Annotated in this window: 27 protein-coding genes, 1 pseudogene and 2 other annotated features; of the genes and pseudogenes, 9 read left to right on the top strand and 19 right to left on the bottom strand. The window is 36.4% G+C overall.

The genetic code is table 11. The features are described from left to right. Window positions 1–2: 2 nt before the first annotated feature. The 6 genes from trpB to trpE are packed head-to-tail and all read right to left on the bottom strand — an operon-like array spanning window position 3 to window position 5591. On the bottom strand, window positions 3–1196 hold the full coding sequence (trpB, locus tag ACX9TM_RS06655) for a tryptophan synthase subunit beta (protein WP_063220255.1): 1194 nt from the start codon (window positions 1194–1196) through the stop codon (window positions 3–5). Next, entirely contained in the window at window positions 1193–1807 is a 615-nt protein-coding gene (locus ACX9TM_RS06650; RefSeq protein WP_065382224.1) for a phosphoribosylanthranilate isomerase, read from the bottom strand. Before ACX9TM_RS06650 ends, trpB begins: the two co-directional genes overlap by 4 nt. Further along, entirely contained in the window at window positions 1804–2565 is a 762-nt protein-coding gene (gene trpC, locus ACX9TM_RS06645) for an indole-3-glycerol phosphate synthase TrpC (RefSeq protein ID WP_000536699.1), read from the bottom strand. Before trpC ends, ACX9TM_RS06650 begins: the two co-directional genes overlap by 4 nt. A 1-nt stretch (window position 2566) precedes the next feature. Further along, a complete protein-coding gene (gene trpD, locus ACX9TM_RS06640; protein ID WP_065382225.1) occupies window positions 2567–3592 on the bottom strand; it encodes an anthranilate phosphoribosyltransferase in 1026 nt (341 codons plus the stop codon). Then, complete coding sequence (locus ACX9TM_RS06635; protein ID WP_065382226.1) at window positions 3589–4176, bottom strand: aminodeoxychorismate/anthranilate synthase component II; 588 nt, start codon at window positions 4174–4176, stop codon at window positions 3589–3591. Before ACX9TM_RS06635 ends, trpD begins: the two co-directional genes overlap by 4 nt. Beyond that, window positions 4173–5591 carry an anthranilate synthase component I gene (gene trpE, locus ACX9TM_RS06630; protein ID WP_065382227.1) on the bottom strand — a complete coding sequence of 473 codons (1419 nt, stop codon included), beginning with the start codon at window positions 5589–5591 and terminating at the stop codon, window positions 4173–4175. Before trpE ends, ACX9TM_RS06635 begins: the two co-directional genes overlap by 4 nt. A 52-nt stretch (window positions 5592–5643) precedes the next feature. Continuing rightward, window positions 5644–5888 (bottom strand) — a binding site (T-box leader). 42 nt (window positions 5889–5930) lie between these two features. Beyond that, window positions 5931–6168: a binding site (T-box leader), on the bottom strand. A gap of 306 nt (window positions 6169–6474) precedes the next feature. Between trpE and putP the strand changes: the two genes are divergently transcribed. Together putP and ACX9TM_RS06620 are read left to right on the top strand one after the other, a co-directional pair. Continuing rightward, the gene (gene putP / locus ACX9TM_RS06625) at window positions 6475–7953 is read left to right on the top strand and encodes a sodium/proline symporter PutP (protein ID WP_000107208.1); all 1479 of its coding nucleotides are present in this window, start codon (window positions 6475–6477) and stop codon (window positions 7951–7953) included. A 155-nt stretch (window positions 7954–8108) separates the two neighbouring features. Beyond that, window positions 8109–8507, top strand: a complete 399-nt coding sequence (locus ACX9TM_RS06620) for an Ig-like domain-containing protein (protein ID WP_000878731.1) — start codon at window positions 8109–8111, stop codon at window positions 8505–8507. Window positions 8508–8531: 24 nt separating this feature from the next. Here the strand turns inward: ACX9TM_RS06620 and ACX9TM_RS06615 are convergent. Together ACX9TM_RS06615 and ACX9TM_RS06610 are read right to left on the bottom strand one after the other, a co-directional pair. Next, window positions 8532–8927, bottom strand: a pseudogene (locus ACX9TM_RS06615) (PH domain-containing protein). A 76-nt stretch (window positions 8928–9003) separates the two neighbouring features. Continuing rightward, window positions 9004–9915 carry a DMT family transporter gene (locus tag ACX9TM_RS06610; RefSeq protein WP_000806939.1) on the bottom strand — a complete coding sequence of 304 codons (912 nt, stop codon included), beginning with the start codon at window positions 9913–9915 and terminating at the stop codon, window positions 9004–9006. A 203-nt stretch (window positions 9916–10118) separates the two neighbouring features. On the opposite strand from ACX9TM_RS06610, the gene ACX9TM_RS06605 reads away from it, so the two are divergent. The 6 genes from ACX9TM_RS06605 (at window position 10119) to exsF (ending at window position 15335) form a co-directional block, all read left to right on the top strand. Further along, window positions 10119–10850 carry an alpha/beta hydrolase gene (locus ACX9TM_RS06605; protein WP_000084013.1) on the top strand — a complete coding sequence of 244 codons (732 nt, stop codon included), beginning with the start codon at window positions 10119–10121 and terminating at the stop codon, window positions 10848–10850. 93 nt (window positions 10851–10943) lie between these two features. Then, window positions 10944–11462, top strand: coding sequence for a YjcG family protein (locus ACX9TM_RS06600; protein WP_000765863.1), 519 nt, complete (start codon window positions 10944–10946; stop codon window positions 11460–11462). A gap of 1 nt (window position 11463) precedes the next feature. Next, on the top strand, window positions 11464–11886 hold the full coding sequence (locus tag ACX9TM_RS06595) for a GNAT family N-acetyltransferase (RefSeq protein WP_000543297.1): 423 nt from the start codon (window positions 11464–11466) through the stop codon (window positions 11884–11886). 100 nt (window positions 11887–11986) lie between these two features. Then, on the top strand, window positions 11987–14053 hold the full coding sequence (locus ACX9TM_RS06590) for an ATP-dependent helicase (RefSeq protein ID WP_000191197.1): 2067 nt from the start codon (window positions 11987–11989) through the stop codon (window positions 14051–14053). 143 nt (window positions 14054–14196) lie between these two features. Then, on the top strand, window positions 14197–14664 hold the full coding sequence (gene cotY / locus ACX9TM_RS06585; RefSeq protein ID WP_001277719.1) for a spore coat protein CotY: 468 nt from the start codon (window positions 14197–14199) through the stop codon (window positions 14662–14664). A gap of 167 nt (window positions 14665–14831) precedes the next feature. Beyond that, window positions 14832–15335, top strand: a complete 504-nt coding sequence (exsF, locus tag ACX9TM_RS06580; RefSeq protein WP_000492939.1) for an exosporium protein ExsF — start codon at window positions 14832–14834, stop codon at window positions 15333–15335. Between the two features lie 75 nt (window positions 15336–15410). Here the strand turns inward: exsF and ACX9TM_RS06575 are convergent, their stop codons facing one another. Beyond that, window positions 15411–15596 carry a hypothetical protein gene (locus tag ACX9TM_RS06575; RefSeq protein ID WP_029948404.1) on the bottom strand — a complete coding sequence of 62 codons (186 nt, stop codon included), beginning with the start codon at window positions 15594–15596 and terminating at the stop codon, window positions 15411–15413. A gap of 101 nt (window positions 15597–15697) precedes the next feature. Beyond that, a complete protein-coding gene (locus ACX9TM_RS06570; protein ID WP_000899662.1) occupies window positions 15698–16057 on the bottom strand; it encodes a DUF1360 domain-containing protein in 360 nt (119 codons plus the stop codon). A 125-nt stretch (window positions 16058–16182) separates the two neighbouring features. Between ACX9TM_RS06570 and exsY the strand changes: the two genes are divergently transcribed. Beyond that, window positions 16183–16647 carry an exosporium assembly protein ExsY gene (exsY, locus tag ACX9TM_RS06565; RefSeq protein ID WP_001277744.1) on the top strand — a complete coding sequence of 155 codons (465 nt, stop codon included), beginning with the start codon at window positions 16183–16185 and terminating at the stop codon, window positions 16645–16647. Between the two features lie 48 nt (window positions 16648–16695). Here exsY and ACX9TM_RS06560 read toward each other — a convergent pair whose 3' ends face one another. From ACX9TM_RS06560 to ACX9TM_RS06520, 9 genes are all read right to left on the bottom strand, one after another. Next, a complete protein-coding gene (locus tag ACX9TM_RS06560) occupies window positions 16696–17244 on the bottom strand; it encodes a spore coat CotO family protein (RefSeq protein ID WP_072770188.1) in 549 nt (182 codons plus the stop codon). A gap of 141 nt (window positions 17245–17385) precedes the next feature. Then, entirely contained in the window at window positions 17386–18156 is a 771-nt protein-coding gene (gene fabI, locus ACX9TM_RS06555) for an enoyl-ACP reductase FabI (protein WP_000421886.1), read from the bottom strand. Between the two features lie 108 nt (window positions 18157–18264). Further along, window positions 18265–19119 (bottom strand): dTDP-4-dehydrorhamnose reductase, encoded by an 855-nt coding sequence (gene rfbD / locus ACX9TM_RS06550; protein WP_000664653.1) that lies wholly within the window; start codon window positions 19117–19119, stop codon window positions 18265–18267. 15 nt (window positions 19120–19134) lie between these two features. Then, window positions 19135–20103, bottom strand: coding sequence for a dTDP-glucose 4,6-dehydratase (gene rfbB, locus ACX9TM_RS06545; RefSeq protein WP_001024160.1), 969 nt, complete (start codon window positions 20101–20103; stop codon window positions 19135–19137). 15 nt (window positions 20104–20118) lie between these two features. After that, window positions 20119–20664, bottom strand: a complete 546-nt coding sequence (gene rfbC, locus ACX9TM_RS06540; protein ID WP_000869415.1) for a dTDP-4-dehydrorhamnose 3,5-epimerase — start codon at window positions 20662–20664, stop codon at window positions 20119–20121. Window positions 20665–20672: 8 nt separating this feature from the next. After that, window positions 20673–21410, bottom strand: a complete 738-nt coding sequence (locus tag ACX9TM_RS06535; RefSeq protein WP_000676156.1) for a sugar phosphate nucleotidyltransferase — start codon at window positions 21408–21410, stop codon at window positions 20673–20675. Between the two features lie 14 nt (window positions 21411–21424). Then, on the bottom strand, window positions 21425–22105 hold the full coding sequence (locus tag ACX9TM_RS06530; RefSeq protein WP_060634678.1) for a glycosyltransferase family protein: 681 nt from the start codon (window positions 22103–22105) through the stop codon (window positions 21425–21427). Window positions 22106–22119: 14 nt separating this feature from the next. Next, on the bottom strand, window positions 22120–22806 hold the full coding sequence (locus ACX9TM_RS06525; RefSeq protein ID WP_025709871.1) for a glycosyltransferase family protein: 687 nt from the start codon (window positions 22804–22806) through the stop codon (window positions 22120–22122). Beyond that, complete coding sequence (locus tag ACX9TM_RS06520; protein ID WP_050228927.1) at window positions 22803–23492, bottom strand: class I SAM-dependent methyltransferase; 690 nt, start codon at window positions 23490–23492, stop codon at window positions 22803–22805. The genes ACX9TM_RS06525 and ACX9TM_RS06520 overlap by 4 nt, the downstream gene beginning before the upstream one ends. Between the last annotated feature and the right edge of the window lie 206 nt (window positions 23493–23698).

The raw sequence follows: 23698 nt of genomic DNA, 5'->3' as shown, positions 1-23698 counted from the left end.
TTTTACACCTCTTCCATATAACGTTTTATACTCTCTACATCTTTATCACCACGGCCAGATAAACAAATAACAAGTCCTTCATCTTCCTTCATTTTCGGAGCTAATTTTAATGCGTATGCGACAGCATGCGAGCTTTCTAACGCCGGGATAATACCTTCTTTTTTCGTTAATAATTGAAATGCTTCTAATGCTTCTTCGTCTGTTATCGAATGATAAGAAACGCGGCCAATATCTTTTAGCAAGCTATGTTCTGGACCAACACCTGGATAATCAAGTCCTGCTGAAATAGAGTGTGCTTCTTGAATTTGTCCTTCTTCGTTTTGCAGAAGATACATCATTGATCCGTGGAGAACGCCAACGCTTCCTTTCGTTAAAGTTGCTGCATGCTTTTCTGTATGAACGCCTTTTCCAGCTGCTTCTACGCCGTAAAGAGCAACTTCTTCATCGTGTACGAACGGATAAAACATCCCCATCGCATTACTACCACCGCCAATACAAGCAACGACTGCTTCTGGTAACTTTCCTTCTAACGCCTCATATTGTTTTTTCGTTTCATTTCCAATTACACTTTGGAAATCACGGACAATTTGCGGGAATGGATGTGGTCCGAGAACAGATCCCATAATGTAGTGCGTATCATGCACATGTGAAACCCAGTAACGAAGCGCCTCGTTTACCGCATCTTTTAATGTACCGCTACCTGCCGCTACACTTTCTACTTTCGCTCCGAGTAATTCCATTCGGAACACATTTAATTTTTGACGTCTTACATCTTCTTCTCCCATAAAAATGACGCATTCTAATCCGAGAAGAGCACATACAGTAGCTGTTGCAACTCCGTGTTGTCCAGCTCCTGTTTCAGCGACAACTTTTTTCTTGCCCATTCGCACTGCAAGTAGTGCCTGACCGATTGTATTGTTAATTTTATGAGCTCCTGTATGATTCAAATCTTCACGTTTTAAATAAATCTTTGCACCACCGCAATACTTCGTCATATTTTCAGCATAATATAGCGGTGTTTCTCTTCCGATGTACGTTTTTAAATAATGATTTAATTCCTTTTGAAATGCTTCATCTTGCATCGCTTCTTTATATGCTTCTTCTAGTTCTAGTACAGATTGCATTAACGTTTCTGGAACGTATCGTCCTCCGTATATACCGTAATGTCCTTTTTCATCTGGATATGCGTAGTTCATTTGGAACACTCCTTCGCTTTTATAATAAATTGTTTTATTTTCTCTACATCTTTCTTTCCTTCTGTCTCTACTCCGCTGCTCACATCGACCATATATGGCCGAACATTTCGAATTGCTTCTTCTATATTAAGAGCGTTTAATCCACCAGCTAATATCGTTTTCTTTCGCAATTCTTTTGGCATATCTCTAAGTAGTTCCCATGAAAATGTCTTTCCATTTCCTCCATGAAACTTTTCTTTCGGGCTATCAAATAATATATAATCCGCTTCATACCCTTGGGCGTTTTTCATATCACTCTCTGAAGTTACTCCTAGTGACTTTATAGACGGAATATTCAATCTTCTAATTTGATAATTGTCTTCATCCCCATGTAGTTGTACATGTGTTAACCCGCACTCATCTGCAATTTTCTGGATCACTTCTACTGATTCATTTACGAAAACACCGATTTTTAACACGTTGGCTGGAAGCTCCTGAATGATTTCTTCCGCTCTCTTTGGAGTGATTTCCCGCTTACTTTCTGCAAAAACAAATCCGAGTGCATCTGCGCCATATTCGCACGCACTTTTCGCTGTTTCCACATCAGTGATGCCACAAATTTTCACTTTCATATATTCACCTTACAATCTTCAAAAAAACTACTAATAGAAGATGATGTCATAAGCGCCTCTCCAACTAATACACCTTTGGCTCCAGCTCTTTTAACACGAATAATATCCTCTTTTGAATGAATGCCACTTTCACTAATCCAAAGTAGTTTCTCCTCATTCAATCTTTTTCCAAGCTTTTCAGTTTGGCTTAAATCTACTTCGAACGTTTTTAAATTACGATTATTAATGCCAATAACGTGCGGATTTAATACAATCGCAGTTTCTAATTCCTGTTCATCATGAACTTCAACAATCGCTTCCAATCCTTTTTCTAACACGTAGCTATACAACTCTTTTAACTTCTCTTTCGTTAACGCTGCTACGATTAGTAAAATAATATCTGCTCCCGCTTCATACGCTCTATCGATTTGAATCTTATCGATTATGAAATCTTTACATAAAAGCGGAATGTTACTTTCTTCTCTTGCTGTTTGTAAATCGTGAAACGATCCTTTAAAAAATTGACCATCTGTTAAAACAGATACTGCTCCTGCACCACATTTCTCATATGTTCCCACTTGTTTTCGTACGTCAACGTGTAAATTGATATCTCCTTTTGATGGTGATGCTCGCTTTACTTCTGCAATGACAGTAAACTGCTGTAACGCTTCTACAAGTGAATGTGTCTTTCTTTTTGTTTTTACTGGTGTATATATTTCATATAACTCCGCAACTTCCTTTTTCTTCTGTTCTACAATTTTATCTAAAATCGTCCCCACTTTAGTTCACCCTTTCTAATTTTTCGTTGCTTGCTACAATTAATAAGTTTAATTTGGCTAATGCTTTTCCAGAGTCAATGCTATGTGCCGCGAGTTTAATTCCTTCTTCAATCGTTTCTGTTTTTCCATTTGCGAAAAGAGCTAGACCTGCATTTAATAAAACGGTATCGCGATAAACACTCTTTTCTCCGCTCAATACTTCAAGCGTAATCTTTGCATTTTCTTTTGAATTCCCTCCTCTAATCTCTTCATTTTTCACTCTTGAAAAACCATACTTTTCTGGATCAATACTCATTTCTACTATTTCATTATCTTTTAAAATGACAACATGATTCTCTCCTTGTAATGATGCTTCATCTAAAAATCCACTTCCGTTTACGACAAGCGCTTGTTTTCTTCCCAGCTTCTGTAATACTTGCGCAACTGGTAGTAACATATCTCGTTTATAAATGCCGACAAATTGTGTTTCTAAATTTACCGGATTTGTTAAAGGACCAATTAAATTAAAGATCGTCGGCACGTTTAACTCTTTTCTTATTTTCATAATGCGCCTTAGTGCTGGATGCATCGCTGGTGCAAATAAAAATGCAATGCCGACATGCTCTAGTAAATAATCAATTTCGTTTGGCGTACTGCTAATATTTACACCTAATTCTTCTAATAAGTCCGCACTTCCTGTTTTACTAGAAACAGCTCGATTACCATGTTTTGCAACCTTTACGCCAGCTCCTGCCAGTACAAATGCCGATGTTGTACTAATATTAAACGTTTGGGCACCGTCACCACCCGTTCCGCAATTGTCCATCGCTCCTTGTATATGGTTCGAAAATGGTAGTGCCTTTTCGTGAAGAGCTCGAACAAGGCCGTATATTTCTTCTGCAGTTTCACCTTTCGCTTTCAGTAAGACTAAAAAAGCTGCAATTTCACTTTCCAATATGTTTTCATTTAATAAAAGAAGCCCTGCTCTATACATTTCCTCTTCTGTTAAATGTTTCCCCTCCACTAATTTACGAAGATAGCTATTCATACTCTTTCCTCCTCCTTCACTTCTGTTAAAAAGGCACATATTAACTTTCCGCCTTCTTCTGTCGCGATTGATTCCGGATGAAACTGTAATCCGAAGAGCGGATAATAATTGTGACGGACTGCCATTATTTCTCCATCGTCCATCGCTGTCGCTAGTATGTCAAAACACTTTGGCAAGCTCGTGTGCTCTGCAACAAGGGAATGATAGCGCATCGCCGTTAGCGGCTGTGTAGCGTATGAAAAGATTGACGTTCCGTTATGTTTCACACGTGATGTTTTCCCATGTTTAATACGTTCTGCTCTAACAATGTCTCCTCCAAATGCTGATATAATCGCCTGATGACCAAGGCAAATCCCTAATATGGGAACGTTCTTATAAAAATGGCGGATGACATCGATACAAATGCCAGCATCCTCTGGTTTTCCTGGTCCTGGTGAAAGTACAATTCCTCTTGGATTCATCTCTTCTAGCTGTTCTATCGTTATTTGATCATTTCTTACGACTACAATATCTTCTTCGTATTCACCTAACAGTTGATACAAGTTATAAGTAAATGAATCATAATTATCAATTAGTACAATCATTTCATTACCTCCAATAGTGCTCTCGCTTTATTTAACGTTTCTTCATATTCAGCTACTGGGTCTGAATCATAAACAATTCCCGCTCCTGCCTGAACGTATGCTTTTTCACCCTTTACGACCATCGTTCGAATAGCGAGCGCCATATCAAGATTCCCTGAAAAACTAACGTATCCAACTGCACCCGCGTATACATTTCTTTTTTCATTCTCTAGCTCATTTATAATTTCCATCGCTCTAATTTTCGGAGCTCCCGACACTGTTCCTGCTGGTAGACAATACGCTAATGCATCAAATCCACTCATTTGTTTTCGCAATGTTCCGTAAACTTCAGATACAATGTGCATAACGTGAGAGTATTTTTCTACTTTCATATATTTATCTATCGTAACCGAGCCGATTTCGCTCACTCTACCAATATCGTTTCGCCCAAGATCTACAAGCATCATATGCTCTGCTCGCTCTTTCTCATTGTCTAACAGTTCTTTTGCGATTTCCTCATCTTCCCTCTTCGTTTTCCCTCTCGGTCTTGTACCAGCAATTGGATTCGTCATCACTTTATCCTCCCTTACTGATAGCAAACTTTCTGGCGAAGAACCGAGTACAACATAATCTTGAAAATCGATATAGAACATATATGGTGATGGATTTGCAATTCGAAGTTTTCGATATAACGCGAATGGATCACCAATACATTCACTTTGTAAACGCTGTGACAGTACGACTTGGAATATGTCTCCGGCTCTTATATATTCTTTCGCCATTTCTACCATCCCACAAAACTCTTTTTCCGTTATAGAAGAAGTGAATGATAATGTGGATTGTATTGCATTTACTTCAGTTTCTTCTCCTTGTAGCACTTCCTCTTTGTATAATCGTAGCCTTTCGTATACTTCCTCATAATCTGATGAATCATCTTCCCTGCATACATATACAAACGACAACCTTTGGCGTAAATGATCGTAAACGATAAACTCACGATATAGTAAGAGGTGTACTTCCGGAATATTTAATGGGTCGTGTAAATCCGCTCCAATGTTTTCATACTGCCGAATGACATCATATCCAATATAACCAACTGCTCCTCCGCAAAATGGAAATGGGCTGTCTACTTGTGATGATGCGATTATTTCTTCTAACACTTGTAGTACGTTACCTTGTAACTTTTCTGCCCGGCCGAAAATCGTTCGTTCTACTTCCGTACCAACGCTTTTTACTTCTCCATAAGGATTACATCCTAAGTAAGAATAACGCCCTTTATCTTGATGAAGCTGTGAACTTTCTAATAAAAATTTCTTCTTTCCTTTCATACGTCTATATAAAGAAATTGGCGTAATGCTATCTCCTTCTTCTTCAGTAATTACTAAAAATGTCTTTCTCTCTCTTTTTTGTTTTATAAATTCTTCTTTCGTCATCATGTCCTTCACCTCACTCTGAAAAATAAAAAAGTCCCCTACATATCGAAAATATGTAGAGGACGATAAATATACCGCGGTACCACCTCGTGTTGGATGCAAAAGCATCCCGCTTTGTTCAGGTACAAAATTTATACCTTATCCTTGTAACGGCGGAACCCGGGTTGCCTACTGAATATAATTGTTCAGCATACCTCTCGTAAGCCCATTCCGTATATGGCACCGTACCGGGCTCCCACCTATTCCCGGCTCTCTGTAACGTCTCCAATATACGTACTCTTCTTACTTAAACGATTTCACTTATTTAATTTTTTATACACAAAAAGGGAGTACTCATCCTATAGAAAGGACGGGTACTCCCGTGGTGCCACCTTAATTCGTTACAAATGTAACGCACTTTACCGTATCAAAAACAATACGTGTCTCTTGTATCGATGAGATCATGTCGCCAAAGCCTACTTCTTTCGTTTCGGTTTGGAAGCTCCGAAGCCCATTCCACATCAATTCCATACTGATTCGCACCAACCATCAGCTCTCTGACATGTTCATCATGTGTACTCTTCTTCATCAACGCTTGCATTTTTTTAAGTTGCACTCATTATAGACCTGACTTTTTTCACAAGTCAATACTTTTTTAAAAATTTTATTTTTCTTTCCTTTCAATATTATATTGACAAAACAACCTCTTTTTATGTAAATATAATAAATACTCTATTAAAAATAAGGTTTTTTGTATGAATATTATATATTAAAAAAGTAAAATGACATCAAAAAACGCTTACATTTCTGAAAATTCATATTTCTATATGGATTTTTCAGAATAATCATGATAGATTATAAATATGCATAACGCATCAAAAGACATGACAAAAGGAAGGGGAACTACATGAGTACGCAGATGTTAACTTTAACTTCGATCTCTATCTACATGCTCGGGATGTTAGTAATTGGCTATTTCGCCTACAAACGAACGTCCAACTTAACAGATTATATGCTTGGCGGGCGTACACTAGGCCCCGCAGTAACAGCATTAAGTGCTGGAGCATCCGATATGAGTGGTTGGCTTTTAATGGGATTACCCGGTGCAATGTTTAGCGTTGGATTAAGTAGTAGTTGGATTGCGATCGGCCTAACACTAGGCGCATACGCAAACTGGCTTTATGTCGCTCCTCGCTTACGTACCTACTCAGAAATTGCAAATAACTCTATTACTATCCCAGAATTTTTGGAACACCGTTTCCACGACAAATCTCATATGCTACGTTTAGTATCTGGACTTGTTATTATGATTTTCTTTACTTTCTATGTAGCTTCAGGATTAGTTTCAGGCGCTGTATTATTTGAAAATTCATTTGGCATGAACTATCATGTTGGATTATTCATTGTAGCAGGCGTTGTTGTAGCTTACACATTATTTGGTGGTTTCTTAGCAGTAAGTTGGACAGACTTCGTGCAAGGAATCATTATGGTAGTTGCTCTTATTCTTGTTCCTATCGTAACAATTATGAATTCGAACGGACTTGGACCTGCATTTGATACAATTCGATCTGTAGATCCAACACGTCTAGATATTTTTAAAGGTGCCTCTACTTTAGGAATGATTTCTCTATTTGCATGGGGCCTTGGTTATGTCGGACAACCTCATATTATCGTACGCTTTATGGCAATCGCTTCTGTAAAAGAACTTAAAAGCGCACGAAGAATTGGTATGAGCTGGATGATTTTCTCTGTTGTCGGAGCTATGTTTACTGGTCTTATTGGTATTGCTTACTATTCACAACAAGAGTTAACATTATCTAACCCAGAAACAATTTTCCTTGAACTTGGGAAAATTTTATTCCACCCACTTATTACTGGATTTTTATTAGCCGCAATTTTAGCAGCGATTATGAGTACAATCTCATCTCAGTTACTCGTTACTTCTAGTGCCGTAACGGAAGACTTATATCGCACATTCTTCAAACGTTCTGCCTCTGATAAAGAACTTGTATTTGTCGGTCGTATGGCTGTACTTGTTATTGCATTAGTTGGGTGCGCTTTAGCGTTTAAACAAAATGATACGATTTTAGCTCTTGTTGGATACGCTTGGGCTGGTTTTGGTTCTTCATTCGGACCTGCTATTTTATTAAGCTTATATTGGAAACGTATGACGAAATGGGGCGCGCTTGCTGGTATGATTTCTGGTGCCGCTACTGTTATTATCTGGACTCAATTCAAATTCTTAAAAGATTTCTTATATGAAATGATTCCAGGTTTCGCTATTAGTTTACTAGCCATCGTAATTGTTAGTTTACTAACACAACCTTCAAAAGAAGTTGAAGAGCAATTTGAGGATTTCGAAAAACAACATCGTCATAATTTATAAAAAAATCTCTGCTGTTATCGTAACAGCAGAGATTTTTTACAGTTCGACAATCTTCTTATCAAATTTAACAAATTCTTTATGTTTCGTTAAATTTAACATAACACTACTCCTTTATAGTATGAGTATCAGCACTTATACAGAAAGGGGACTCCAACATGTTAGCAGCTTTCCAGCAACAACAAACACGAAAATTTTCACCTATCACAAATACTTCTGCGTCTTGTTTAAACATGCAACCTAACCCGCCTAAAATTTCAATTGCTCCTTCTGTTATTTCAGTCATCGGTGTTCATATGGAAAAACATAAATTAAAAATAAAAACGGGACAAAACATTGTGTTAGCAGCCTCTACTTTGCCAATACAAGCAACGAATAAAGAGCTTATTTGGTCAAATATGAATTCTGATATCATCACCATATATCCAAAAGGTGACACCGTGACGATTACTGGAAAAAGTGCAGGTAAAGCAGTCGTAATTGTTACAACTGCTGAAGGCAAATTCCGTGACCTATGTGTCATTCACGTACAACCTTATATGACAAACCCAAAGTAAAAGAGTGGCTTCGTAGCCACTCTTTTACTTTGTTTCAATATTTGAGTTTTTACTTTTTACAAGGTTAATAAATTGTTCTTTATTTCTTGGAGAAATAATTTCTGTTTTTATGTGTATCGTAAACAATTTCAAGTCGTTCAAATGATAATGCATGAGCTGCTATTGGATTTTTCGTATTTGAAATTTGTTTTATATCTCGTATAAATATACGTTTTGTAACGAGACCCGATCTAATCGTAATTGTTTCTTTCCCGGCAATATATTTTGCCAAAAATCAACTCCAACTAAACAACATTGCTAATGGAATTGTAAAAAGCAAAAGAAAATATTCTCTCCCTGCAAATATAGGAGCAAAACAGGCACCTACAACAAAAAAAAAATTGGATGTAACCATACATCTTTTTTTGATGGAAATTCCATTTTCCTCCCCCTTCTACACCCGTATTTCCATAAAACAAAAAGAGAAGTATCACAACTTCTCTTTTCTCCCCTAACACTATAATTCCTGTGTATACACCGGCTCGTTTACGACATTTTTTGCTGTACGTTTTTGTTGCTGCAGTAAGAAAACAGAGACACCAAACAATACGAGCATGCTACCGATAATTTGCATTGCATTTAATTTTTCTCCAAGTAAGAAGAACGCAAGTATAGATGCTCCAACAGGTTCTCCTAAAATACTCATTGAAATTGTCGTTGCATTTACATAATTTAATAGCCAGTTATTAATTACATGTGACACTGTCGGCACAACCGCAAGTAAAAGAAAAACAGTCCAATCCCACTTCGTATAACCTGTAAAGGGTACTTGTAATATGACATTATAAATCCCCATAAAAAGACCTGCGAACGCAAAGACTGTAAAGCTATAAATCCAGTGCGATACTTTCTTCACTGTCGTTTGCCCGATAAATAAATAACCGACAACCGCTATTACACTTAGAAAGGATAATATGTCACCATAAATTGCTTGCTTACTTAAACCTAAATCTCCCCAACCAATGCACATTACTCCCAAAATAGCGATTCCCATCGTTGCAATGGCTGAATATGTTGTTCTTTCTTTAAATAGAAAAAAACCTCCAACTAAAGATACGATTGGTTGAAGCGCCAAAATAATTGTTGAACTAGCAACTGTTGTATGCTTTAAAGATTCAAACCATAAAAGAAAATGAAGTGCTAAAAAGAAACCAGATCCAATTAAAAAGCCCCAATCTTTCATTTGAATCCTATTAAATTCCTCTCTTTTTTTCCATACGATAGGCAGCATAATAAGTACGATAATCCATAATCGGTACATACTTAATATTGAAGATGGTGCTGAGGACATCTTTACAAAAACTGCTGCAAAGGAAATAGCAATTATAGAAATAGCCAATGGTAGTGCGATTGATTTTTCTTGTTTCAAATCCTGTCTCCCCTCTCACCTGTCAAAAATCCCACTTCATTATATCCGTTTTCTTTCGTAACTTAAATACTAATTTTTTAGATTCTTCGTACCATTATGGTAAAATAGAAATTAAGGCACCAATTAGTGAATATTTCTTTCCTTTTCACTACAAGCGTCGCTCTTACAATCGTTACAGTAAATTTTTATTTAGGGGGATCTACATGAGTCAAACAATAGGGAGAATTGAAGAAATTTCATTTTATAGCGCATCACTTCAAGAAGATGTTACACTTCTCGTTTATTTACCAGTAAATTACACACCACTGCACAAACATACAGTTGTAATTGCACAAGATGGTAGAGATTATTTTCAGCTCGGTAAAGCGCACCGTGTAATTGAGCGCCTTCGTGAAACCGAAGAAATTGACCGTACAATTATTGTCGGTATTCCATATAAAAATGTACATGATCGTAAAGAAAAATATTTCCCAAATGAAGTGAAAAATGCTGCATATATTCGTTTCCTTGCTCATGAACTTGCACCATATATTGATGAAAATTATCCAACGTATCAAATGGGAAAAGGTCGTGTTTTAATTGGTGATTCTCTTGGCGGAACAGTTTCCTTTATGACTGCACTTATGTATCCGCATACATTCGGTAAAGTCGTTATGCAATCACCATTTGTGGATGAGACAGTGATGAACTTAGCAAAAGAATTCAAAGATCCACAGGCGTTAGAACTGTATCACGTCATCGGTACAGAAGAAACGGCTGTAAAGCGTACTGATGGACAAGTATCTGATTTCGTAGGGCCGAACCGTGAGTTAAATACGCTTCTTACAGATAGAAACTTCATCACGCATTACGAGGAATTTGAAGGCAATCATACTTGGAAATATTGGCAGACTGATTTACCGAAAGCCTTCTCTCATATTCTATCAATGAAATAATAGAGAGCAGTATTCAGAATAATTTGATATAATAGATAAAGAGATTTATTTATCTCAAAATCTAACTAGACTTACAAAGGGAGGAATTGGAACATGAAATTAGGCATTGTAATTTTTCCATCTAAAATGATTCAAGATAAAGCGAACGGATTGCGTAAACGTTATGACCCGCACTACGCATTAGTTCCGCCACATATTACATTGAAAACACCCTTTGAGGCGCAAGATGAACAATTAGAGTCGATTGTAAACGAGTTACATACAATCGCAAGTAAAACGAACCCTTTCACCCTTCATGTTGGGAAAGTTGGTTCTTTCGCACCTGTTAATAACGTCCTTTACTTTAAAGTAGAAAAAACACCTGAACTTACTTTCTTAAATGAAGAAATGCATAGCGGGTTATTCACGCAAGAACGCGAATATGCTTTCGTACCTCATTTAACAATCGGACAAGGCTTATCAGATGCAGAGCATGCTGATGTGTTGGGCCGATTACGTATGAAAGATTTCTATTACGAACAACCAATTGATCGTTTCCATCTTCTATATCAATTAGAAAATGGAACATGGACTGTACACGAAACATTCCGTCTTGGAAAGGGGAACAACTAATTTGCACGCACAGATTGTACAAACGGACGAACAACTAAGAGATGCATTCTCTGTACGTAAACAAGTGTTTGTAAATGAACAACGTGTCTCTGCTGAAGAAGAGTACGATGAGTTTGAAGAAACTTCAACACACGTTGTTATATATGACAATGATGTTCCAGTTGGTGCTGGACGTTTTCGCATCCTTGATGGTATAGGAAAAATGGAACGCATTTGCGTGCTAAATTCCCATCGCAAAAAAGGGATTGGAAAAATTGTTATGGATTCTCTTGAAGCGTATGCAAAAGAAAATTCGCTACCAAAATTGAAACTTCACGCTCAAACACATGCTGAAAATTTCTATAAAAAACTTGGATATGTAACAAGTTCTGATGTATTTATGGAAGCAAATATCCCGCACGTTGTAATGATAAAAAAATTGTAATTTGAAAACAGGAGGTGACCCCTCCTGTTTTTTTACATTGCTATTTTCTTTTTCTTCCGCTAAAGTTAAATGTTGATGCTATAGTTTTGAAGGTGAACATATGACACAAGAAAAATTTTCACAAAAATCGTTAACACACGCTGATATTCCGCGTGCGACATATCATATTCCGAAAACATCTACCCATTTAATTATGGAAGAAGATGTAGACGCGGCTTATTTCCGCGCTCTTGAACAACAAAATGTTTTTTTAAACGAAAAACAATTAGAAGCCGTGCGCACAACAGAAGGTCCTGTTCTTACACTAGCTGGTGCTGGAAGCGGGAAAACATCGGTTTTAACAACTCGCGTTGGTTATTTAGTAAATGTAAAACAAGTTCATCCACGAAATATTTTATTACTTACATTTACACAAAAAGCAGCTGAAGAAATCCGAAGTCGTGTTGCGAAGTTACCAGGTATGAATCATGCAGCAAGTAGCTACGTTGTTGCTGGTACATTCCACTCTGTTTTCTTAAAATTACTTCGTAGTCAAGGTTATAATCAGCAAATTTTAGCAAATGAAAAACATAAACAAATTATGATAAAGAAAATCTTAAAAGAATTGCGTTTAAAAGACGATTATGATGCGGAAACGATGCTCGCGATGATTTCACTTGAGAAAAACAAATTAAATCGTCCGAAAGATGTAAAAGCGAAAACACCAGTGGAACAAGAATTTAAAGAAGTATATGAACGTTTTGAAGAGGTAAAACAACGATACAATTATATTGACTTCGATGACATCTTATTGGAAACATATTACATGTTAGAAAATAATGCTCCTTTACTAACTCAATTACAACAACGTTTTCACTACATTGAAGTAGATGAGTTTCAAGATACATCCTATGCACAATATGAAATTGTAAAATTGTTAGCCACGCCAAGAAATAATTTGTTCATCGCAGGTGATGATGATCAAGCAATTTATGGCTGGCGAGGGGCAAGTCACCAAATTATTTTATCTTTTCCAAAAGAATTTGATAACACAACAATCATTGCACTAAATACGAATTATCGATCCAATCCCTTTATCGTCGGGCTTGGAAATGAAGTTATAAAATTAAATCAAGAACGTTTTGATAAAGAGCTATACTCCGTTCGTGAAGAAGGTGTACAACCTTTTTATGCAAGACCTGCTACCACTCTTGATGAAGCAAATCAAATTTTGCAGCTCATTCAAGAAAAAGTAGATAGCGGTGACCGAAACTATAAAGATTTTTGTTTACTGTATCGCACACATTCTGTAAGTCGTTCGTTACTTGATCAGCTTACCATTCATAAAATCCCGTTTATTAAACACGGGGCGAGCCAATCATTTTATGAACATTCTTTAATTAAGCCTGTATTAGATCATTTAAGACTCGTGATTGAGCCGTTTCGACTAGAATCACTTTCAAACATATTGCCGACGATGTATATCGGACGTGATGATTGTATTTCATTTATTGAACGTGAACAATGGAAATATGGTGAGGGGCGCTTCCCTTCTCTTCTTCATTTCTTACTATTAAATCCAAGCTTAAAACCTTTTCAAGTGAAAAAGGTAAATGAGCGCATCGATTTTATTAAGTTTATTAAAGAATTAGAACCGAAAAAAGCATTAAAAGAAATCATTCATGGTAAAGGAAAATATTTAGAGTACTTACAAAGTAACGATCGTTCTTCCTTTACGATGCATAAAGACATACAAGAAGAAATGTTGGAAGAATTACTGGAGTCTGCAACTCGTTTCACCGATATTCCAGCTTATTTACAATTTATCGACGAGGCGATTCAAGGTCAAAAAGAAATGGAAGCATTAAAAACAATGCCGCAAAAAGATGCCGTTTCACTTATGTCAATCCATAACGCAAAAGGCCTTGAATTTCCATGTGTCTTTTTACTTGGAGCGAGTGATGGAATCCTGCCCCACACTTCTTCTTTAAAAGATGCAAATGATCGTGTTACGGAAACTTCTGAAGCGTTAGAAGAAGAACGCCGATTACTGTATGTCGCCATTACACGTGCGAAAGAAGAACTTTATATTTCTTCTCCGCAATTTTTCAGAGGAAAGAAATTAGATATATCTCGTTTTTTATATACTGTGCGAAAAGATTTACCTGAAAAGACATCCACTAAATAAGGATGTCTTTTTTTTATATCACGTTATGTACATCCCTCCTATATAAATTCCTTGTTTTTATCGTGAGAATTAACGTAATATCAGCCATATTCCACTCATATTGTAATAGTGTATGTCAGAACTCACGAGAAGGAGTGAACATAATGAGCTGCAATTGTAATGAAGATCATCAACATGAGTGTGATTTCAACTGTGTATCGAATGTTGTTCGTTTTATACATGAACTACAAGAATGTGCAACGACAACATGTGGATCTGGTTGCGAAGTTCCATTTTTAGGTGCACATAACAATGCATCAGTAGCGAATACACGTCCTTTTATTTTATACACAAAAACTGGAGAACCTTTTGAAGCATTTGCACCATCTTCAAGCCTTACTAGCTGCAGATCTCCCATTTTCCGCGTAGAAAGTATAGATGATGATGACTGTGCTGTATTGCGTGTATTAACTGTAGTTTTAGGTGATGGTACCGCTGTACCACCTGGTGACGACCCAATCTGTACGTTTTTAGCTGTACCAAATGCAAGACTAATATCAACCTCCACTTGCATTACTGTTGATTTAAGTTGCTTCTGCGCTATTCAATGCTTACGCGATGTTTCTATTTAAAACTAAATAATGAGTTAAGCATGGATTGGGTGGCAGATAATTCTGCCACCCAATCCATGCTTAAAGAGTATTCTTATGTAAATTTCTTAAAATTGGGAACTTGTCTAGAACATAGAACCTGTCCTTTTCATTAACTGAAAGTAGAAACAGATAAAGGAGTGAAAAACATGTTCTCTTCTGATTGCGAATTTACTAAAATCGATTGCGAGGCGAAGCCAGCTAGTACACTACCTGCCTTTGGTTTTGCTTTCAACGCGTCTGCACCTCAGTTTGCTTCACTATTTACACCACTATTATTACCTAGCGTAAGTCCAAACCCAAATATTACTGTTCCTGTAATAAATGATACAGTAAGTGTCGGAGATGGCATTCGAATTCTACGAGCTGGTATTTATCAAATCAGTTATACATTAACAATTAGTCTTGATAACTCACCTGTTGCACCAGAAGCTGGTCGTTTCTTCTTATCATTAAATACACCAGCTAACATTATTCCTGGATCAGGTACAGCAGTTCGTTCTAACGTTATTGGTACTGGTGAAGTAGACGTATCCAGCGGTGTTATTCTTATTAACTTAAATCCTGGTGACTTAATTCAAATTGTGCCAGTTCAGTTAATTGGAACTGTAGACATTCGTGCTGCAGCATTAACAGTTGCACAAATTAGCTAGTAAAAAGCGGTATTTCTAATACAGAAATACCGCTTTTTATATATAATAAAAAACACTCACAGTAGCATGAGTGTTTCATTCTTCATATTGTTTTATTGTGTTCTTCTTTTTCCCACAATTGCATCCCTTTTTCTTCACAAATCCTTGTTGTTGTAATTGTTCTTGATATGCCTGTTGTTGTGCTTGGTGTTGTTGCTGTATATGATACCACTGCTGCAGGTCATATGAATTTTGCCTTGGATTATTGCTCACAGCAAACATCTCCTCTACTGTCAATTCTGTCTATTTACTATATGAACAACTCTTTATTTCCGTTCCCTCATTCTTTTAAACTCCGCTTTTTCTCTTATTATGAAAATATATTATTCTCCCATAAAATATCCTGTAATCGTTTCAATGATTGCTGCTGCTCCTGCAATGGCTAATAATGCAAGTAACGGTTCTGCAACGATAGGAATCCAATTATATAAGACTAATAAAAAAGCACTAACCCATACACCTGTACACCAATAACAGCTTAACAATTCGCCAATCCACTTTCTTAATCCTTTACCTTTCACTTTTGTAAACGTTGATACACTTCCATCCGGCTCCGTAATCTCTAATTCATCAATAAATGGTCTTCGCAAAAAGGCTGTAATTTTATCATAAACAATTAAACGAGTGAGCCTAAAAGCAGCTAACGCAAAAATAAAAAATAAAAGCCAGCTTGTAAACAGCATGATTCCACCTTCCCTTATCCTCTTTCGCCTATTTAAAAAAAAAGGTCTTGAGATTGTGACCAAATCTCCTCGACTCCAATATCTTATTAATGTAAATACAAACAAGAAGATAAGGAGTGACATTAATGAGTTGTAACGAAAATAAACACCATGGCTCTTCTCATTGTGTAGTTGACGTTGTAAAATTCATCAATGAATTACAAGATTGTTCTACAACAACATGTGGATCTGGTTGTGAAATCCCATTCTTAGGTGCACACAATACTGCATCAGTAGCTAATACACGCCCTTTTATTTTATACACAAAAACTGGAGAACCTTTTGAAGCATTTGCACCATCATCAAGCCTTACTAGCTGCCGTTCTCCAATTTTCCGTGTGGAAAGTGTAGATGACGATAGCTGTGCTGTACTACGTGTATTAACTGTAGTTTTAGGTGACAGTTCTCCGGTACCACCTGGTGACGATCCAATTTGTACGTTTTTAGCTGTACCAAATGCAAGATTAATATCTACAACTACTTGTATTACTGTTGATTTAAGCTGTTTCTGTGCGATTCAATGCTTACGCGACGTTTCTATCGTTAAGTAAACTAAAAAACTATTGGGGTGGTAGAAGCTTTCTACCACCTTTACATATTTAAAAACCGGCCATACTAATCGATTGGATATCATCTATAGACAACCTAATATCTCTCATACTATTTTGAGGCATAATAGATACAATGCCATTCCGATACGATATAATCGATCCAACATATGAGACTGTAGCTGTTTTTATTCTGCACCTTACTTTCGGAATGTAATGAGGGCGGTTTAGTAAAAAATGAATTTTTTCATCATTATTCATATCCTTAAATGATTTATTATACGGGACAGTTCTTACTGGTTCTAGTTCTTCCTCTTCTTGTTCTGCGTGTTCTTCTTTTTCTTCTATTTTTTCTACTTTTTCTTCCACTTGCTGCTCTTCTTGTTGTTCTTGCTCTATTACCTCTTCCACAGCACTGCTTACAATATTTTCTTGTTTATTACTTTGCTCTTTTTGATCTTCATTTTCAAAGTTTGTCAGAATAATCCTTTTTATTTTCGGTGCAGCAAGTTCTAAACTTACTTGCGTGATATATAACAACGGTTTTCCAACTGTTGAACTTTTATTTTTATTCTTCACACTCGTCCCTCCCACTTCCATACGTAGCTAAATAAATCGTGTACTATTATAGTTATATTCATCACCTGATAAGAACTTTCGTTAAAAATCGTTCTTTCTCAGAACAAATAAAAAGGACAATCTCATCATTTAGAGATTGTCCTTTAAAATTTAATATTATATTTATCCTAGGATATGATACCCTGAATCAACGTGAATGTTTTCTCCTGTTACACCGCGAGCTAAATCACTGAATAGGAATACTGCTGTATCGCCAACTTCTTCTTGCGTTGTTGTACGACGAAGTGGTGCGCGCTCCTCAATTTCTCTTAAGATTGAGTTGAAATCGCCTACACCTTTTGCAGATAACGTACGAATTGGTCCTGCAGAAATAGCGTTAACACGAATACCGTGTTGACCTAAATCGTTCGCTAAATATTTCACGCTCGCTTCTAATGAAGCTTTCGCAACACCCATAACGTTATAATTTTTCACAACGCGCTCGCCGCCAAGGTATGTTAACGTTAAAATATTTCCGCCTTCTGTCATTACTTTTTTTGCTTCTCTTGCTACAGCTGTTAAAGAGAATGCACTAATATTTTGTGCAAGTAAAAATCCATCGCGAGAAGTATCTACAAATTCACCTTTTAAGTCATCGCGATTTGCAAAAGCAATACAATGTGCTACACCGTGAATAGTACCTACTTCTTGTTTAATTGTTTCAAAGCAAGCTGTAAGTTCCTCATCATTCGTTACATCACAAGGTAATACAAGTGATTCTTGTCCTTCTAATGTGTCCGCTAATTCACGAACGTTTCTTTCTAAACGTTCTCCTGCATATGTGAATATTAATTTTGCACCTGCATTATGCAAAGAGCGAGCTATTCCCCATGCAATACTTCTTTGGTTCGCAACGCCCATAACAACAAATGTTTTCCCTTGTAATAGTTCCATGATATATCCTCCCAGAAATACTTATACTTGTTATTAGTACCTGATACTATAATTATAGTACCATAAAACCGCTTAAAGGCAAACAAAAAAGTCATTAACAGAAATTTGTTAATGACTTTTGGTTTCTATAAAAAACCGCTCTAATCCTTCTTCCCAAGACGGCATTTGTGAAAAACCATTTAATCTTAGCATGTTATGTTGAAAAATAGAATATTTGGGCCTCGCAGCCGCAGCCCCGAATTCTTCCGTTGAAACAGGTAATACATTCACTTTCATATTGGCGTACGAAAATATCTTTTGTGCAAATTCAAACCAAGAGCATGAGCCTCTGTTTGATACGTGGTATGTACCGTATAAAGAAGTATGAATGAGCTTATTAATAACCATATTCAAATCCGCCACATACGTAGGAGAGCCAACTTGATCCGCTACAACAGATATTTCATCTCTTTCTTTTCCTAATCGCATCATCGTTTTCACGAAATTATTCCCATATTTACCATATAGCCACGATGTGCGAACGATAAAATATTTATTATGTAACTCTTTGACGAACTGCTCCCCCGCATACTTAGAGGCCCCATATATATTTATCGGCGCTGGACTATGAAATTCGTCGTATCCATCTGGTCTGGCGCCTTGAAATACATAATCAGTACTAATATAAACTAGCTTCGCCCCTACTAATTGTGAAGCAACCGCTACATTTCGAGCTCCGATTGCATTTATTCTATATGCAAGATCCTGTTCTTTCTCCGCATGATCTACTTTCGTATAGGCAGCACAATGAATAATTATATGTGGTTTTATTTCTTGTACCACTTGTTGTATTCGGGATATATTTGTCACATCTAATAACTTTTTATCAAATGGATATATATCATATTCTTCAGAGTCTAACTCTTCAAATAGTTGCTTTCCTAATTGACCGTTTGCTCCTGTTATGATAACCCTCTCTTTCATTTAACATGCCCCTTACTAATCTTTTAGTGGTTTCCACCATTCCTTATTCTTTTCATACCATTTCACCGTCTCTTGTAATCCTTGTTCAAACGTATATTTCGGTTCCCAATCAAATTCATTCTTCATTTTCTCTGCATCAATCGCATAACGACGATCGTGCCCTAAACGATCTGTAACATATTCAATGTCTTTTTTTGTTTTTCCTAAAAGAGTAATAATTTGTTCCACAACTTCTACATTTGTTTTTTCATTATTTCCACCTATATTATATACTTCTCCGACACGTCCCTTATGCAAAACAACGTCAATCGCACTGCAATGATCCGTTACATGTAACCAATCTCTTACATTTAAACCATCACCATATAACGGTAGTTTTTTTCCTTCTAGTGCATTCGTAACCATTAATGGAATTAATTTTTCAGGATACTGGTACGGTCCATAATTGTTAGAACAACGCGTTACTATAACCGGTAATTGATATGTTTTATAGTAAGATAGAGCTATCATGTCCGCGCTCGCCTTACTTGAAGAATATGGACTATTTGGAGCTAACGGCGTTTTCTCTGTGAACTTCCCTGTTTTTCCTAAAGAGCCATACACTTCATCCGTTGATACTTGCACAAGTTTTATATGCGAATATTTTTTAACTAGTTCTAATAAAGTGACCGTCCCAATTACATTTGTATCATAAAAAGGAATCGGATTTTCAATACTACGGTCCACATGTGATTCAGCTGCAAAATTTACAATCACTTGTACGTCCCGCTCTTTTATAACGTGTTCTAATAGCTCTCCATTTTGAATTTCTCCCTTTACAAAAGAGTAATTCGGGTGATCCAGAAGAGATTTTACGTTATTTAAATTCCCGCTATATGTTAATGCATCGTAATTAATAATTTTATATGTTTCATAACTTTGTAGCATGTAATGAACGAAATTACTTCCAATAAATCCAGCCCCACCTGTTACTAATATATTCATAAACAACGCTCCTACTTAAAAACTATCTTCATATTCCTCTAATAATGGTAATATCTGATCCTTATCGGACAATATAGGATCGGTTACTGGCCAAGGAATTGCTAAATCTTTATCTTCCCAAAGTAATCCTGAGTCATGCTCTGCGCTATAATATTCATCTACTTTATACATAACGATAGTATGCGGAACAAGCGTGCAAAATCCATGCGCAAACCCTTTTGGCACTAGTAATTGCCGATGGTTATCTGCACTTAAAATATATCCTTTCCATTGTTTAAATGTTGGTGATTTTTTTCGTAAATCAACGATAACATCATAAATTGCCCCTTGCATAACTTGAATGAGTTTCGTTTGTGCTTTCGGTTTTTTTTGAAAGTGTAGTCCCCGAATCGTTCCTGCCTTAGCCGAATAAGATACGTTATCCTGTACAAATGAATACGTTATCCCTAATGTTTCTAGCACCTGCTTATTATAACTCTCTGAAAAAAAGCCACGCTCGTCTCCAAACAACCTCGGTTCTAACAATTTTGCATCGGTAAAATTTGTTTCTACAACTTTCATATTCTCACCTATTCTCCGTTAAACTGTTTCCCAAAATTAATATCACGCGCTAACGTATTCGCCTTTTGAAGCGAAGCATGAGTTCCCGCATCAGTCCACCAACCGCTCATTTCATTATAAGTAAGTACCCCTCGTTTTAAATACCAATTATTTATATCTGTAATTTCAAGTTCTCCCCGCGCAGAAGGTTTTAATTCTTTAATATAAGAAAAGACTTTCGAATCATACAAATAAATTCCCGTAACCGCATAAGAACTTTTCGGCTCTTTCGGCTTTTCTTCAATTTCAACTATTTTTCGGTTTTGAATATGTGCTACGCCAAATCTTTCGGGATCTTCTACAGATTGCAATAGCACTTTCGCACCTTCTTCTTGATTTGCAAACTCTTCAACATACGGAAGAATATCATCTGAAAAAATATTATCCCCTAATATAACTACCATACGATCATTCCCGACGAAATCTTCACAAAGCCCTAACGCCTGTGCGATCCCGCCCGCTTTATCTTGCACACGATACGTAAAGGAAACCCCAAATTCATGACCACTCCCTAAAAAGCTAACAACATCCCCCATATGCTCTTTACCTGTAATAATCATAATATCTGTAATATCGCATTGTTTTAGCTTATATACCGCATGATAAATCATTGGATACCGACCAACAGGAAGTAAATGTTTATTCGTTACTTTCGTTATTGGATATAATCTCGATCCAGTACCACCTGCTAAAATAATTCCTTTCACTTTGCATCTCTCCTTTATGATGGAGATAATATATCTTTGTAATGTTCTACAAACACTTTCCGGTACTTCTCATATGTATCCGCATCAAACTCATCCCCGTTGTAATGAATACACCATAAATTTGCTTGATTTGGGATACCAATTAAATAACCAGCCCTTTGAAACTCTAAAGACTGTGACACATCATAAAAGTGAAACCCTTGAAACAAATCTTCTCGCCACGGAATATCATACTGCGTTGCCATGAATAAGCCATCAATTGCCTGAACTGACAAAAATGGTTGATTACCATAAAAAACCTGATCTAAATTTAATAATTGATAATTCTGTCTTCTATACTCAATCACTTTCCCTACTAAATTTTTTCCTTCCCACCATATCCCGTTATTCGGTAAAAACTGAGCCCCAGCGACTCCTATTAAACCAAGCTTTTCATTTTCTTTAAAAAGAGATATAAGTGTAGAAAACATGTCTCGATTAATAAGATATGTATCTTGATGTATATACACTTTGTATTTCGCTGGATATGAAAGGGCTCGGTTGTATGCACTTGCCATACTTTGTGCATCTCGTATCGGAAAAATTTGCACGACATAACCTGGGGGAACAAAAATGTTTCTTATTTGGCTCTCACATTGTTTGAAAAGCTCCTCATTATTTACACAGATAACGACTAATATTGTATGATCTTTCATTTTTGTCCCCCCTTTTATTCTTCCTTATTTACATCTGACATATATTGTTCCACAAATATTTTCCGATACTTTTCATAGTTCGTCATATTCACATCAAAATGATAATGGATACACCAAGCATCACGCTGTACAGGTACACCAACTGTATATCCTGCTTTTCTAAATTCAAATGATTGAGATACATCATAAAAATCAAATCCGTCAAATAAGTCTTCTCGCCACGGAACATCATATTGTGTGGCCATTAATAAACCATCAATACATTCTACAGGAATAAATGTTTTTGATTCATGATACGGTTGTTCTAAACTTGCCATATAAAACAAATCATTCATATAACCAATGACCTTTCCTACAATTCCACGCCCTTCGTTCCATACACCAGTCGGAGGAACATATTGCGCTCCAACCATCCCAATCATACCAAGGTGTTCATGTTCCTCAAATAATTGAAGTAATCCGTATAAAAAAGCCCTATTTATAATAAAAACATCTTGATGTAAATACACTTTATACTTCGCTGGATGCGAAATGGCTTGATTGTATCCACTCGTCATACTTTTCGCATTTCGAATCGGCATAAATTGTACAATATACCCTGGCGGTACTAACAATTGCAATATATGTCGAACGCAGTTTGCATACAATTTCCGATCATTTATACATGTAACAAATAATATTGTTTTGTCTGCAGTACTCATAATTGTGATTTTTCAGCTTCAATAATATACTGAAATACAACTGTCTCAGCCATGAAGCCACTTCCAAGACGATATTTTTTACAAATTCCATATAACTCCTCAATAAGTGGCTCATACATTTTATGATCAACATATACACGATCTACTTTACTAATAACATATCCTGCTTTTAAAAACATTCTTAGCATTTCATTAAATGTAAAGAAACGAATATGTGTTTTATCTAATAAACCATATTCTGTATACGTCCAATTTCCGGCAAGTAAGGGAGCTAATACTGAAATATGAGCAACGTTTGGTATACTTGCTAAAATCACACCATTTTTCTTTATATATGGCTTTACTTTTTCTATCACAGCCCACGGATCAAATAAATGCTCTAATACATCTCCAAATAGGATGCAATCAAATTGTCCCTCCTCATAAGGAAGATCTATTTTTTCTATATCCCCTAAAATAACATGATCTAGTCTTTCTTTCGCTTTTTCTGCCGCCTCTGGAAATGCCTCAATTCCTGATACACGTGTACCATTTTCTTTAATAGCCGCTCCCAATGCACCGCTCGAGCAACCAATATCAAGAACTTCTTTCCATTCCTTTTTTATATGCTTTAATAAATTCGGATTCGCTGCATTATAATAATGCTCGGATTTTTCTTCATATAAAGAACTTTTTTCGCGATTCATTTCACACACTCCTTATGCAAATTGAATTAGAAATATAAATCTCATATGAATTCTATAAAGTGCAGATTTTGTTCATCCCCCAATGATTATTAGCCCACAAATAGCAGTATAAAATCTTTTATCTATATTGGTTACGTTACCGATACTCTAATATATAACCAATCTATTAGAGTTAGAATAAAGATACATCATTTCTAAAAAACGAA

This window comes from Bacillus sp. LH1 (assembly GCF_057924895.1).
The sequence above is the reverse complement of the archived record's forward strand: the minus strand, read 5'-3'. Positions and strand labels throughout refer to the sequence as shown.

What these genes read in the sequence shown, in the direction of transcription:
- ACX9TM_RS06635 (WP_065382226.1), bottom strand. Translation starts at nt 4,176, where the DNA reads ATGATTGTACTAATTGATAATTATGATTCATTTACTTATAACTTGTAT.
- rfbC (WP_000869415.1), bottom strand. Translation starts at nt 20,664, where the DNA reads ATGAAAGTTGTAGAAACAAATTTTACCGATGCAAAATTGTTAGAACCG.
- exsF (WP_000492939.1), top strand. Translation starts at nt 14,832, where the DNA reads ATGTTCTCTTCTGATTGCGAATTTACTAAAATCGATTGCGAGGCGAAG.
- trpB (WP_063220255.1), bottom strand. Translation starts at nt 1,196, where the DNA reads ATGAACTACGCATATCCAGATGAAAAAGGACATTACGGTATATACGGA.
- ACX9TM_RS06530 (WP_060634678.1), bottom strand. Translation starts at nt 22,105, where the DNA reads ATGAAAGATCATACAATATTAGTCGTTATCTGTGTAAATAATGAGGAG.
- ACX9TM_RS06525 (WP_025709871.1), bottom strand. Translation starts at nt 22,806, where the DNA reads ATGAGTACTGCAGACAAAACAATATTATTTGTTACATGTATAAATGAT.
- exsY (WP_001277744.1), top strand. Translation starts at nt 16,183, where the DNA reads ATGAGTTGTAACGAAAATAAACACCATGGCTCTTCTCATTGTGTAGTT.
- putP (WP_000107208.1), top strand. Translation starts at nt 6,475, where the DNA reads ATGAGTACGCAGATGTTAACTTTAACTTCGATCTCTATCTACATGCTC.
- ACX9TM_RS06520 (WP_050228927.1), bottom strand. Translation starts at nt 23,492, where the DNA reads ATGAATCGCGAAAAAAGTTCTTTATATGAAGAAAAATCCGAGCATTAT.
- ACX9TM_RS06650 (WP_065382224.1), bottom strand. Translation starts at nt 1,807, where the DNA reads ATGAAAGTGAAAATTTGTGGCATCACTGATGTGGAAACAGCGAAAAGT.
- ACX9TM_RS06620 (WP_000878731.1), top strand. Translation starts at nt 8,109, where the DNA reads ATGTTAGCAGCTTTCCAGCAACAACAAACACGAAAATTTTCACCTATC.
- ACX9TM_RS06600 (WP_000765863.1), top strand. Translation starts at nt 10,944, where the DNA reads ATGAAATTAGGCATTGTAATTTTTCCATCTAAAATGATTCAAGATAAA.
- fabI (WP_000421886.1), bottom strand. Translation starts at nt 18,156, where the DNA reads ATGGAACTATTACAAGGGAAAACATTTGTTGTTATGGGCGTTGCGAAC.
- ACX9TM_RS06560 (WP_072770188.1), bottom strand. Translation starts at nt 17,244, where the DNA reads ATGGAAGTGGGAGGGACGAGTGTGAAGAATAAAAATAAAAGTTCAACA.
- ACX9TM_RS06590 (WP_000191197.1), top strand. Translation starts at nt 11,987, where the DNA reads ATGACACAAGAAAAATTTTCACAAAAATCGTTAACACACGCTGATATT.
- cotY (WP_001277719.1), top strand. Translation starts at nt 14,197, where the DNA reads ATGAGCTGCAATTGTAATGAAGATCATCAACATGAGTGTGATTTCAAC.
- rfbD (WP_000664653.1), bottom strand. Translation starts at nt 19,119, where the DNA reads ATGAAAGAGAGGGTTATCATAACAGGAGCAAACGGTCAATTAGGAAAG.
- trpD (WP_065382225.1), bottom strand. Translation starts at nt 3,592, where the DNA reads ATGAATAGCTATCTTCGTAAATTAGTGGAGGGGAAACATTTAACAGAA.
- ACX9TM_RS06575 (WP_029948404.1), bottom strand. Translation starts at nt 15,596, where the DNA reads ATGTTTGCTGTGAGCAATAATCCAAGGCAAAATTCATATGACCTGCAG.
- ACX9TM_RS06570 (WP_000899662.1), bottom strand. Translation starts at nt 16,057, where the DNA reads ATGCTGTTTACAAGCTGGCTTTTATTTTTTATTTTTGCGTTAGCTGCT.
- trpE (WP_065382227.1), bottom strand. Translation starts at nt 5,591, where the DNA reads ATGATGACGAAAGAAGAATTTATAAAACAAAAAAGAGAGAGAAAGACA.
- ACX9TM_RS06605 (WP_000084013.1), top strand. Translation starts at nt 10,119, where the DNA reads ATGAGTCAAACAATAGGGAGAATTGAAGAAATTTCATTTTATAGCGCA.
- rfbB (WP_001024160.1), bottom strand. Translation starts at nt 20,103, where the DNA reads ATGAATATATTAGTAACAGGTGGGGCTGGATTTATTGGAAGTAATTTC.